The 12,952-nt window shown below is 39.3% G+C and carries 7 protein-coding genes and 2 pseudogenes; 7 read left to right on the forward strand and 2 right to left on the reverse strand.

Annotation, left to right across the window (positions count from 1 at the left end; genetic code table 11):
* The 4 genes from CA2015_RS17255 (at position 1) to CA2015_RS17270 (ending at position 6,870) form a co-directional block, all read left to right on the forward strand.
* Complete coding sequence (locus CA2015_RS17255) at positions 1 to 2,211, forward strand: metallophosphoesterase family protein (RefSeq protein ID WP_048643030.1); 2,211 nt, start codon at positions 1 to 3, stop codon at positions 2,209 to 2,211.
* Positions 2,208 to 4,931 (forward strand): family 78 glycoside hydrolase catalytic domain, encoded by a 2,724-nt coding sequence (locus CA2015_RS17260; protein ID WP_048643031.1) that lies wholly within the window; start codon positions 2,208 to 2,210, stop codon positions 4,929 to 4,931. The genes CA2015_RS17255 and CA2015_RS17260 overlap by 4 nt, the downstream gene beginning before the upstream one ends.
* A gap of 403 nt (positions 4,932 to 5,334) precedes the next feature.
* Positions 5,335 to 5,844, forward strand: a complete 510-nt coding sequence (locus CA2015_RS17265; RefSeq protein WP_157470516.1) for a hypothetical protein — start codon at positions 5,335 to 5,337, stop codon at positions 5,842 to 5,844.
* 246 nt (positions 5,845 to 6,090) lie between these two features.
* Positions 6,091 to 6,870, forward strand: coding sequence for a hypothetical protein (locus CA2015_RS17270; RefSeq protein ID WP_157470518.1), 780 nt, complete (start codon positions 6,091 to 6,093; stop codon positions 6,868 to 6,870).
* A 314-nt stretch (positions 6,871 to 7,184) separates the two neighbouring features.
* On the opposite strand, the pseudogene CA2015_RS25445 reads toward CA2015_RS17270, so the two are convergent.
* Positions 7,185 to 8,323: pseudogene (locus tag CA2015_RS25445) on the reverse strand (IS91 family transposase); the annotation flags it as partial.
* A pseudogene (locus CA2015_RS17285) lies at positions 8,320 to 9,258 on the reverse strand (tyrosine-type recombinase/integrase). The pseudogenes CA2015_RS25445 and CA2015_RS17285, both read right to left, overlap by 4 nt.
* A gap of 316 nt (positions 9,259 to 9,574) precedes the next feature.
* On the opposite strand from CA2015_RS17285, the gene CA2015_RS17290 reads away from it, so the two are divergent.
* The 3 genes from CA2015_RS17290 to CA2015_RS17300 all read left to right on the forward strand — a co-directional run bounded on the left by CA2015_RS17290 (position 9,575) and on the right by CA2015_RS17300 (position 12,794).
* On the forward strand, positions 9,575 to 10,132 hold the full coding sequence (locus CA2015_RS17290) for a hypothetical protein (protein WP_157470524.1): 558 nt from the start codon (positions 9,575 to 9,577) through the stop codon (positions 10,130 to 10,132).
* A gap of 501 nt (positions 10,133 to 10,633) precedes the next feature.
* Positions 10,634 to 11,998 carry an IS110 family RNA-guided transposase gene (locus CA2015_RS17295; protein ID WP_048643037.1) on the forward strand — a complete coding sequence of 455 codons (1,365 nt, stop codon included), beginning with the start codon at positions 10,634 to 10,636 and terminating at the stop codon, positions 11,996 to 11,998.
* Positions 11,999 to 12,044: 46 nt separating this feature from the next.
* A complete protein-coding gene (locus CA2015_RS17300) occupies positions 12,045 to 12,794 on the forward strand; it encodes a hypothetical protein (RefSeq protein ID WP_048643038.1) in 750 nt (249 codons plus the stop codon).
* Positions 12,795 to 12,952: the final 158 nt, after the last annotated feature.

Genomic DNA, 12,952 nt, shown 5'->3' on the forward strand with positions numbered 1-12,952 from the left:
GTGAAAAGAAGGGCCTTCATATCCAAACTTAGCACAAGTTCTTCCTTGGTTTTTATGGGGAAAGGCTTGTCTGGGGTACATATAAATCCTATTCCACCATTTGCTTATCCCGAAGCCAACCTATTTTCAGAAGTATTAAATAAGGCTGGTGAATTTATGCTTAGGCTTGAATTCCTGGCTTTTGGAACAAAGTTACCTCAAAAGGTAACATTAAATTTTTATAAAAATAAAGCCTTACTGTATAAAATAAAAGACTATCCCTTTGCCAACCATAGAGCGAAAGTAGGGGATGAGGGTAGACAGTTTCAATTTCAGGTAGGGGCTGCTTTTCCTTATATTTTTGCTATATGGATTAAAAACCCACAGCCCGACACAATGATGAACTTCACCCTCAATGGTAAAGATTTTCATTTGAGCTTGGGTGAATTGGTTGACAAAAAGGAGCTATCAATTAAAGTAGATAAGCTACAGGTCTCAAGTAATTACCTGCTGGACTTGGAAATTGGACAATTGGATCCAGCGATTTTGGGGATTTCCCCAGAGGGTAAAAACTTTGATATCGCCATCCTTGCAGATCCCCAGGGTGGAGATCCTAAAGTACCCAAAGCTCACCCCACCCGAGTAAAAATTCACAATGCTTTTGCCGAAGATACCATAAAGAGGGTAAATGAATTGCCCAATAAACCAGTGCTTACCTTGGTTTTAGGAGACTTGGTTGACAACCAGGGAGAAATGGCTCATTTTGCAGCAATGCGGGCATATTTGAAAGCATTAGAATCACCTATTTTGTTAGCCATAGGAAACCATGAAACCAGGTATCAATCAACATTTACTCCTGGATATAAAATGGATGAATTTAACCATTACTTTAGTGCCCAAAAAGCAATGAATGGAATGGAGTGGTTGCTTTATAGCTTTGACTTGGGCGACTGGCATTTTATAGTTTGGCCAGATCCTTTAAGGGAAAATTTTTTTGAGACCCATCCTCATTATTTCGAATGGTTGGCTACAGACCTTGAGAAAAATAAAGACAAACCAACGGTATTCTTCCAGCACGTTCCTTCGCATCCCATAGGTATTGATCCTTTGATTAATTATGCGGAATCCATTGCCGTTAAAAGGATGTTGCTAAACTTATTGACCAAACGTGGCAATGTGCGGTTTGTTTTTAGTGGGCATGTACATATACCTATCATAGCCTCCCAAAAAACAGCGGTAACCTATAAAGGAATTAAAATGATTAATATTCCTGCGGCAGGTTACCGACCAAGGGCCTTTGGGGAAGAAGAAATTCACGGTGGGCCTTCTCAGGGCCTTTTGGTTTTCAGCGCCAGAGGTAAAGTAGGTAAGGCTTTTTTTAAAACAGTTACGGAAGAAATTTATACTTATCCTGAAGAGATACCTGAATTTTCAAAAAGCAAATTTCCACTTTGGCTCAATTACAAGTGGGAATTGCCAAGCGAGAAAGATTTCCAAAATGGCGATTTTTCTGCAGGCTTGGATAAATGGCACCGACGCTATGTTTACAAAGAAAATCAGACTCCTTCTAACCTTATGGAAGTTAGGGAATTTGGTACCTACAAAGCCCTTTATTTGTTTTCCGCAAAAAGGGCGTATTCAGTTCCCGGCCAAGACCGGTTGCCACAAACCATAAACCATTTGTGTCAAGCAATTAGTCTGGGTAAGGAGCCAAAGGCGATTGGCTTGGAATATTGTTTGGATAAGGAATCTGTTAAACAAATTGAGGCTTGGGCAGGTGGCTATGTTTGGCTTGAGGGTTTTATAGGAAGCACAAAACTCTTGAACATGGCATACTGGCTGGGTAAAGGGACGCCTCTTTTAAAAGACCGCTTTTCAGATCACAAGGCTATTCCTTTTCTACATTTTGAATTGGATAGCAAAGAGGAGACCTGGAAAAAGGCCCAACTTAACTGGCAAAAAGATTATGAAAATCAAGGTGTTGATGTTTCCAAGCTGGACAGGCTGGTAATTAATTTAGGGACCTGGCATATCAATGATGGAAATAGTGCCGGTTTTGGCCTGTATTTCACCAATATTGGCTTGATGGATGCTTCTGGAGTTTCAATAGTTGGAGAAAAACCGATTAAAGAAATGCCTATTGATAAACTGTGGTGGCTTAACAAGAACATGCCTTTCAGCCATATCGCAGGTGAACACAGGTACATCATGTCCACAAAAACTAAAATATGATACGATTTGTACAACTGATTTGGATTTTTTTAATCGGGCTGATTTTTGCTTGTTCTGAGAAAATAGAATATAAAGTCAATGCCCTAAAAGTCAACCACCTTACCACTCCCTTAGGTTTGGAGGACAATCCGGTTTTTAGTTGGCAGATGGAGGAGGGGTTGGCCGATTTCTTCCAACAAAATTACCGCATTTTGGTGGCAACCAAACCTGAGTTTTTGACAAAAGGAAAAGTAGACCTATGGGATTCAGGAGCGGTTGGTTCTGATCGTTCTTTGGGGATTTCCTATGAGGGTAAGACCTTGGAATCCGGAACTAAGGTTTACTGGAAGGTTTTGGTTCAGGATAAAAAGGGAGCGGTTTATGAAAGCCAAGCCACCTGGTTTGAGATGGGGCTTAAAGACCTTAATGACTGGAAAGCTTTATGGATTGCATCCACCAATGCTCAGGACAGCATTCCTGGATTAACGCCAGCCCCCTATTTCCGTAAGGAGTTTTCCATAGATAAGCCTATACAGTCAGCAAGGCTGTATATTGCCGGTTTAGGATACCATGAAGCCTATATTAATGGGGAGAAGGTGGGAGACCATGTGTTAGATCCTGCCATGACACGCTATGATAAAACGGTGAAATATGTGGTGCACGATGTGACCGCATTGCTCAATAATGGCGAAAATGCGATAGGCGTGGTTTTAGGAAACGGATGGTACAACCAGCATACCAGAGAAGCCTGGGATTTTGATCAGGCCCCCTGGCGTGGCGTACCTGTTTTGAGGGCGCAATTGAGAATTGTGAATTCCGAAGGCAAAGCCCTTTGGATCCATACAGATGAAAGTTGGAAGTATACTTTGAATGGGCCTATAATATTTGATAGTGTACACAATGGGGAAAGCTATGATGCCGGCAAGGAAATGGAGGGTTGGACTTCACCGGATTTTGATGATTCAAATTGGGAAGCTTCACATCAGGTTAGCGGGCCGAAGGGGGAATTGGTTGCCCAGTTAATGCCTCCAATAAGGGTGATAGATACCCTTACACCAAAAAACCAATGGGAAATCAATGACAGTACTTTCATGTATGATTTAGGTCAAAACATTACCGGATGGGCCAATATAAAGGTTAAAGGACCTGCCAATGCGAGGGTGAAAATCCGGTATGGGGAAAGGATTTATCCTGACAGTACCCTGGATATTAAAGAGCTTAGTCGATTTATCTGGTCTGGAGATACCCAAACAGATCGGTATTACCTGAAAGGTGATGGGGCCGAATCTTGGCATCCGATTTTTACTTACCAGGGATTTCAATACATGGAGGTCACTTTAAGTGAACCGGAGATAGAACTTCTAGAAATCAATGCAGCTGTGCTGCACACCGATCTTCCTGAAAAAGGATATTTTAGAAGTTCAAATGCCATATTCAATCGATTGCAGGAAAATATGCGCTGGTCATTTTTGGGCAATTACCATGGCTATCCTACAGACTGTCCACACCGCGAAAAAATGGGATGGACAGGTGATGCCCTTTTGGTGGCAGAAATGGGAAATTATAATTTTGATATGGTGCCTGCTTACAGGAAATGGTTGGACGATTTTGTAGATGAACAGCAAGACAGTGGCGACCTGCCGGGAATCATTCCTACCAGTGGATGGGGATACACGTTCAACCAAGGTCTAGATAAGGAAAGAGGTTATGGGCCGCATTGGGAAGGGGCTTTTCTGGAAGTAGCCTGGCAAATGTACCGGTTTTCAGGAGACAGCTTATTACTTGCCAGGTATTATCCAAATATGAAAAAGTACGTGGATTACCTGGAAGCTAATGCTGAGGGTTACCTTTTAAAGTTTGGTATTGATGATCACAAACAACTGGAAAACCTCACCCAAGGGCCCTTTCTATCCACAGCCTTTTTCCACTACTTCAGTAATCTACTAGCTAAAATGGCCGGTGTTCTTGGCGAATTAGAAGATCAGGAAGCTTACCTGAAACTTTCGAAAAATATAGCCAAGGCTTTTAATCAAGCCTATTTTAATCCTCAAACGGGGCGGTATGACCATGGGGGACAGGCTTCCCAGGCCGTTCCACTTTTTACCGGTTTGGTGCCTAAAGAGAAGGAGAACTTGGTTCTGGCCGGATTGCTAAATGCAATTGACACTAAAGAGGGGCATATCGATGCAGGGGTGGTCGGTACCAAGGCAATTATTCAGGTATTGATGGATTATCAGCAAGTGGATGTCTTGTTTGAAATGGCCAACAAGCGAACGTTTCCAAGCTGGGGTTATTGGGTAGATGAACTGAATGCCAATACCATGTTTCAGAATTGGGATGGGAGCCAATCTCGCAACCATATAATGTTTGGTACCATTGGAGATTACTTTTTCAAGGGACTAGCTGGCATCAGTCCCATTGATGAATCTCCAGGATTTAAACGTTTTATTATTGAGCCTTCACTTGCTTCTGAAATTGAATGGGTGGAGGCAGGTCATGACTCTCCCTATGGGATGATAAAATGTCATTGGCGAAGGACTTCAGGGCAGGTTGAATTGAGCCTTACCGTTCCTTCCAATACAGTTGCTGAGTTAAGGTTACCGGCTAATAATAAATTATTACCTGTGGTGGAGCAGGGGGCTTCAGTTCTTTTTGAACGGGTATCCGATGAAAAAGGCGGAGAATGGTTTATGGCCGATTTGCCCGGTGGCAATTATCAAATCAAGCAAAAGGTGGAGTAATGCCATACCAGAATTAAGCAATAGGAGTTTCCTATTTTTTTAAGGGTTCCGGTCAATTGCCACGAAAATATTAGCGCATTGACTACTTGAATTCGTTAGGTTGACCGGAAACTGGCCGGGGGATAGGTTTTTAAAAATTTATTTTTTAACGATTTACAGAGGGGCAATACTCAAAATTTGTATCTTGTTACGACATTCTTAGGTCAATATTATATATAAATAAGGAACTGATATAAGCTGTCTTCAGGGGCTTCTTGAGTATTATAGCAATTGAGCCACAGTAATTTATATACAGGTAAGTGACCGGGAAATTAAAGCAGTCGGCTACTATTATTATACTCACCGTTGGGGGCAAGAATAATAAACTGACAACAAGTTTTTCATCATATAGAGTTTGAAAAAAATGAATTGGAAAAGAATTTCTAGCATAATATTCTTCATTTTCTGCATGTCGATGTTTTTAATATCGATTAAACAACGACCAACATACGCTAGAAACCCAATATTTTATTCAATCCTTGTCCTAGGGATATCAGCAAATATTATATATGAATATTATAAAAATAAGAAGGAGGAAAAGGATTTGCTACAAATAAAAAATAATAAAATTAAAAAATCAAATAAGAACTACCAACCAATTATTAAAGCTGAAGACACTCCTGAAGATTTATTGCAATTTATTAATATAATTAATGTGTGGGGAACAAATAATAAGATTCTCCGAGAATATCTGTATGAAAAATCTGATAACCAAGACCTTATTTCCCTAAAAAACTTCGTAGATAATAACATTGTCATAATAAACAGCCATATAAATAATAATGAAAATAAAAAAATCTCTAGAGCATTGAAACTTACATTAAAAGCCTATAATGAATTAGGATTATGGACTTGGGAAAAAAAGGAGATATGAAATTTTATATATGGTAAAAAAAGAACGGAAAACAAAAGAATCCTGCCCTCAACATCACCTTGGATACAGCGGTCGGTTCAGAGTAAATAGAAAGTTCAGTATCTTTAAGAAATTAGGAGGAGGCTGGAAGCGAACTTCTCAGAAAGCCCGCCGTCTCCAAGCTGAATCACGTTACCTGCAAGCTTAAAAACGCAACCATTGTGAACTAAACATCATCTTTAAGAGATGAGGAATAAAAAACAAATTATGAGAAACGTTCAAATATTAATATCCACTATTGCCTTAATCGGTTTGCTAAGTTGCGACAAAGACGAAGTTGATATTCAACAAGGAGAGTGTATGCCTTTTTCAATTTCTGACACCTATGAATATCCTATTGTTCCTCGAATGGATGAATGGGCAGATTTAAAATCATTATCTGAAATGGTTCAGGCTTGCCAAATTCCAAATAGTAAGTTAAAATCTATCTCGACAGAGGGTTTGTTGGAAACCTTATTAACTTATCCACTGATACTAGATTATGGGGCATTTAATTTTGGGCAGGACGGATTTGAGAGAATTAAATCTGAGAATAATGGATTTGATGAATTGTATGGAAGAACAGACTTTGTTAATGTTATTACGGAAAGATATAAACTAATGTCTTTAAATTGTGATAAGAATTATTATCCTCCATTTGCAACGGGGTTAGAGACTCCAATTCAAATTTCCTTTCAAACCATTGAGTTTTTTATACTTCAAGACGAATTCTTGTATGAAATTAATTCAAATCAAAGAATTGAGATTCTCGAAACAGTATTGGAAAAGCTTCAAGCAAAAAAAGATTATGGTATTTCAAAAAATGACAACTTAGTTTCATATGCGATATTGGGAAAAATTATGATTAAGGAAAATTATTCTCCGTTTGTAGATATAAATGATGAAAATGAAATAGTCGATGGACTTGCAAGAATCCCAATTGGATTTGATTCTGAATTGTTAGATTTAATTGAGAATAATGCAAAAGAATTAAAAGCCAGCAGGTAACAATTAAGCTACAATGATGCGAAGTAAGACTTCGGTTCATTGTAGTCCCGATCGATCGGGATTGGACTCAGCCTCCGGTAGCTTTCTTCTATGGGGATTGGATTGGTTTTGTTGGGTAATTCAGGAAATTAGGTGGTGTTAAAATTATTAAAAAGTGGACGAATTGATTGCCTAGTAGCATTTTTAAGTCCTCGCTTCATTGATTTTTGAGGTCTTAAAAAACCTAAGACATAGATGTTCCAGGGCGTCCAGTGAAGCCTTTTTGATAGCGTGTGATTATTGGCGAGGTTATGCATTTTTAAGAGTTGGCGTAAGGGAGGTCCTCGCTCTGGGGCGATTAGCTTGGTTGTAATAAGCGTTTCATATCCACAGCAGTGGCACCTTTCAGGATTGTAATTGAGTTTTTCCTTCGCAATCTGTACCCAAGAGTATTTAACTTTTTGCCATTTGGGTTGGTTGAGGTCTTTTTTTGCCAGATTTAGCTCTTTGTTCTTGTTTCTGGATGCCAAGAAACCATAATGGCGTATTCTAACAAAGCCAGAAGGAAGTATATGAGAAGAAAACCTTCTCAGGAATTCACTTCCACCTAATTTAATCTGCTTGTTTTTCCCTTCTTGTCGGTAATCTTTATAAGTGAATATGACATTTTCCTGATCAACCTTTTTAAGTCTGTGATTAGAGATGGCTATTTTGTGGGTATACCTTCCTAGGTATTCCACCACTGTTTTTGGAGATGCAAAAGGTCGCTTGGCGTATACTACCCATTTGGTTTGGAAAACTTTTTTAACAATATGCTGTGCAACAGATATTTTCTTTCTGAGCTCCGCCATAAAAGTTGCCCGGAAAACAGTGCTTAATGCTCTTTTAGGAAAGAGGTATTTGTCTTTATATCTGCAGGATTTCCATTTTCCTGAAGGTGTAATTCCACCTCCTGGCACGATACAGTGAACATGGGGGTGGAGCCAGAGTTGCTGTCCCCAGAGCCTGTCCCGAAAGCATAGCGCATCGGGATATGCAAGATGGATTCCATACCTGTTTTGGCACCTAGGTATTTTGGGTCAGCAGAAAATTTTTGGATGGTAAGCCAAGAGGCAGCGAACAAAGCGGTGTATATTTCCTTGTCGTAATGGGGCAATAATTCATTGAATGAATGCGGTAATGTGAAGACAATATGATAGTAGGGAACAGGGAGAAGTTCGCTCTCCCGGTCTAGTATCCATTTTTCACGGTTGGTTACCTGGCATTTTGGGCAATGCCGGTTTCGACAAGAGTTATAACTGATCGTTTCTACGCCACAACTTTTGCAAACACTCATATGGCCGCCAAGGGATTTGGTTCTGCATATAGAAAGTGCTTTCAGCGTTTTCTTCACCTGTAAAGGTGGCTTGAATCGTTTCTGAAAATTGGCACCATGAAGCCGAATAATATCTGCTATCTCATAAGCAGGCTTCAGGAAGCAGGTGTATAAAGTCTATCAAAAGGGCTGTGGGCCAATGATCTTTCAAGTTTAGCCACATGTAGGTACATCATGGTGGTTTGTATATGGGCATGTCCCAGCTGCTCCTTGATGGTTACAATATCTATCCCCTGTTCAAGCAAGTGAGTAGCAAAACTGTGGCGAAGTGTGTGTACACAAGCTTCTTTTAGTATACCGGCTTTTTGCATGGCCAGCCGGAAGGTTTGTTGCACAGCACTATGACCTAGAGGAGTACCCTTTTCTCTACCATTGAAAAGGAAGGTTTAGGGCTTAGCTCCATTGATGTATTGGAGTAAACCTTGAGAGATATAGGCGCTCAGAACGACATACCGGCTTTTATTGTTTTTGGATTCCCGGACATGAATTTGATTGCGGTCGAAATCAATATCGGTGATTTTGAGTTTACAGACTTCGCTGACACGTAGGCCAGCAGAATAGATTAGGGATAGCAATACACGCTGTTTTAATCGCTGTGGAGCTTTAAATAACCTTCGTAACTCCTGCTGAGAAAAGACAACGGGAAGCTTGCGGTTGTTTTTCAAATTGGGCAGCCGGATAGCCCTATCTTCCAAGTCATAAATCCGGTAGAAGAAACGAAGACCATAGACGGCATGCTTGAAGAAAGTATCGCTAAGGTCCTTGTCTTGTCTCAGGGTAAAGAGATAGGAATTGATCTCATCAGGTTCCAGGTCTAAAGGAGACTTTTTAAAATACAAGCTGATCTGTGTGATGGATCGGGAGTAACTGAAAACTGTACTTTTAGCATAAGCTTTGATGGTGATTTGCTCTTCAAACTTTTGGATATGCAGTGCAAACCCAGGTACTTCACGTTTGGCCTTATCTATTAAAGTTTTAGCTGAGTTGGGCCGGCTATTGAGCCATCCGTAATTTTTATGTATTTTGCTCATCATTATAAGAGTTTGTTGATGAGCAATATACCAATGGTAAACCTTTAGCTACCGGAGGTTGAGTTCAACAAATTATAAACGTAATGCGGGGCGAAGTGAGTAATATAAAAGAAAGTATAATAAACAACGATAGCGGTAACTTGAAAGGAAAGTGCGTTGAAACCCGCACTACGCTTATAAGTGGCCGTTACAAGCAATCCTAAAAAGTAAATTGTTAATTCAGAAATAATGAATTATCCGGGTTAATACCATTGAAGAAGGTACATTTCAAATGAAAGAGAGAAAGCTATATTTATTAGAAGAAAAAAAATAGCTATAGATGAAGCATTTATATCAAATTATAATTATAGTTAGCTGCACATCTAAGGATATTTATCACGAAAGCCTTTTAATGTCAGATATTGTATTATTGGATAATAGGGAGGAATTAGAAGATAATATTTCTGAAATTAAAAGGCTAAACCTAACAGTTGATTTGAATCAGTTTAAATCAACTGACTCGCTTATAGATACTCTTAAAAGAAAATTTTGTGGAGAAACCTTTTTTATTCCTGTTCCTGAGATATCTGATCTTACATATTTGCCAATATATTACCCTGATTGTGGTCCTATAATAAATATAAGTGCTGATCATGTCCAGGATATTAGAACATTAGAAGATATCTATGAAGGAACTAAGGAATTTAAATTACTTTTCATTTATTTAGACCACTTTTCTATTGAAGAACTAAAAGAAGTGTTTAAAAAAATAGTTGTCGATTACAAACAAAGTGTTGATGATTATGTGGTTAAAAATAATTTAAATCTTACCTATAATAATCTACAAGAAATTTCACAGTTGTGCCCTTTTAGTATATGGGTTTCTATAAAAGAGTAATTTAAAACTTGGCGTTATTTCAACTTTGAAGATTTCTAAGTAACAATTAAATTATTTAGGGTTTTTTTGGTATATTAATCGAAGATAATGAAGAAGAGAAAAATGGCAGCTTGTAACATCACCTTGGTTACAGCGGGCGGTTTCGATTAATTATGAAAATTATTACCTTTAAGAAGTTAGGTGTAGGTTGGAAGCGAACGTTTCAGAAATCCCACCACTTCGCAAAGCCGAGAACCGTTATAGCCAATCCTCCATATATGAAACACATTTACTTTCAGAGCTAACGGGGTGTTGCATCATCCCGGCATTTTCTTAAATTAGTAAGGCTCTTTGTAAGGCCGATTTTCAAACTGTTGCTTCTGATTATTCGGAAAGCACGAGCGCAATCCTGGTTGGGATGCTTGCGATTACTTTAGTGGCGGATTTGGCTTATCCCAGATACCCCGTTCAGAATATTTTCTTGCCAAAAGCACATCCCCTTAGAGCCTAAGTTGTCTCATTATGGAACAGGAATTTGTATCAATGCAAGTCGTTAATCCGCAGGCTGCGGGTATCGATGTAGGCAGTCGCTCCCATTGGGTGGCTGTGGGGCAATCCGAAAAGGATGTGCGTGAATATGGAGTCTTTAATCAGGATCTGTTCGCTTTGGTAGATTGGTTAAAAGAAAAAGATGTCAAAACAGTGGCCATGGAGAGTACCGGTACTTACTGGCAAAACTTGTATGCGGTTTTGATTTCCAAAGGGCTTCATGTGGTGCTTTGTAATGGAAAGTTTACCAAAAACATCAAAGGTAAGAAAACAGATATAAAGGACTGTCAGTGGATTCAGAAACTGCATACGCTAGGGCTTTTGACCAGTAGTTTTCTGCCTGATGGTAAGACAGAAGAACTCCGGACCTACTGCAGGCAAAGGGCTAATCTACTTCAATTAGCCGCCTCTACATCCAAGAAGATGCAAAAGAACCTTAGGTTGCTCAACTTAAGATTGGACGTAGTGGTCAAGGATATCTGTGGGCTGACTGGTCTGTTGATTATTAGGGCTATTTGTGATGGTGAAACTGATCCAGAAAAACTGGCCTCCTTCAGGCACGGAAACTGCCGGAAAAGTGAAGAAGAGATAGCCAAAGCCTTGCAGACCAATGGCAGGAAAGATTACCTTTTCGCACTCCAGCAGGAACTGGACACCTACGACCACCTCCAAAATAAAATCGATGAGTGCGATAAGGAAATTGATAAGATGCTAAATGAAATCATCCAATCCGATGACAATAAGCGGCAGCATTTTATTGATGTGAAGCCCCACAAAAGAGTTAACAAAAATACCCCAAAAGACATTGATCTTAATTTGAAGTCCTATCAAATGTTTGAAGGTACTGACTTGCTTGCTATTGAAGGGATGAGTTATTCTACTGTTCTGGCACTAATGAGTGAGGTTGGCCTTGAAGGCATCAGGAAATTCAAAACAGCCAAGCATTTTGCATCATGGCTGCGGCTTGCACCAAACAATAAAGTAAGTGGGGGAAAAGTACTTTCCAGTAAAGTTCCAAAAGGAAGCAACAGACTGAAAATCGCATTACGGAATGCTGCCAATGCCATTGGAAACCTGAAGGATTCTACACCGCTACGAGACTTCTTCCATAGAATAAGCTTTAGAAAAGGAAGGGTTTCGGCTATAAGTGCCACCGCCCGTAAGTTGGCGGTTATCATCTGGAATATGGTGGTGAAGGGAGTTCCCTATTTTAATCCGGAAGGCTATCTCTTCCTAGATCAGAAAAGAAAATTGGGTTTAGTTAAACGGATAAAGAAACAAATCGATAAATTCGGTCTGACTAATGAGGACCTTGGGCTCGAAATTGAGACAATTTGAAGGTTTTTCCATACGTTAGTCAGAACCTGAAAACCAGAAACAACGAATGAACATAGAAGATAAAATTGATTGGAATGGATGGATGCTATTGGTTGCAGTTCTCGCACTCATTGCATCTGTCATAATTCCCTTTGCTCAAAAGAAATATGAAGAATATCGAGCAAAGAGAAACTTTCAATATTATCTCAAGAAACAGATTGGGTTGATATTAAACCTTCTCACGTCTGAAAAATTAGAATATCACGAACCAAGCGTGAAAAATGAACCTAAAAAGGAATTGTTCTTCATTCAAGATTTCGTTGGAGCTTTACGAAAGGACTTTAAGGAACATAAAAACTCTGTTCAACCTCGGGTTATTTTCATGCTTTTAATGAACGTTCAAAAATTATGTCACTTTGCTTATCAGTTGCGAAGAATTATATCGACAATTGACTTGCAAAGTATTACAGACAAAACACTCGAACACGGCAAGGAGTTATCGAAGAAAGAACTGAACAATATCTATGGCTTAATTCTCATTTGTGAAAGTTTCATGGGCATTAGCCTTTTCCATGACAGGTTCGACTCTATTAAATCAATCAAGCGAGACATTGAAAACGATATTTGGAAAGGACTCACAGTTGAAAAGGACTTGTTGACCAATCAAGACAGGCTGAACGAAGATTTACTGATTTTAAATGACAACGAGAATAGCCTTAAAGAACTGTCAGACATCTTGCTCATCATAAATCAAGAGACCAAAAAATATTTCGATTACGAGAATCTACAGAAGAAAAGAAAAAAAGGCAGCAGCTAACATCGGCTATAGCAAATGCGGGATGACTGCTTAAAAATGAAGATATTACAATTAAATAACATTCGGTCTGCCGGACAAGAAAGCGGTTTCAAAATCCCGCACTTGCCATAGCCAGGGCCGTTATCTACAAGTTGGAGAAATTTAAAGAATATATTAAC

It is taken from the genome of Cyclobacterium amurskyense, assembly GCF_001050135.1.
GTDB classification, from domain to species: Bacteria; Bacteroidota; Bacteroidia; order Cytophagales; family Cyclobacteriaceae; genus Cyclobacterium; species Cyclobacterium amurskyense.

What these genes read in the sequence shown, in the direction of transcription:
- CA2015_RS17290 (WP_157470524.1), top strand. Translation starts at nt 9,575, where the DNA reads ATGAAGCATTTATATCAAATTATAATTATAGTTAGCTGCACATCTAAG.
- CA2015_RS17265 (WP_157470516.1), top strand. Translation starts at nt 5,335, where the DNA reads ATGAATTGGAAAAGAATTTCTAGCATAATATTCTTCATTTTCTGCATG.
- CA2015_RS17300 (WP_048643038.1), top strand. Translation starts at nt 12,045, where the DNA reads ATGAACATAGAAGATAAAATTGATTGGAATGGATGGATGCTATTGGTT.
- CA2015_RS17270 (WP_157470518.1), top strand. Translation starts at nt 6,091, where the DNA reads ATGAGAAACGTTCAAATATTAATATCCACTATTGCCTTAATCGGTTTG.
- CA2015_RS17295 (WP_048643037.1), top strand. Translation starts at nt 10,634, where the DNA reads ATGGAACAGGAATTTGTATCAATGCAAGTCGTTAATCCGCAGGCTGCG.
- CA2015_RS17260 (WP_048643031.1), top strand. Translation starts at nt 2,208, where the DNA reads ATGATACGATTTGTACAACTGATTTGGATTTTTTTAATCGGGCTGATT.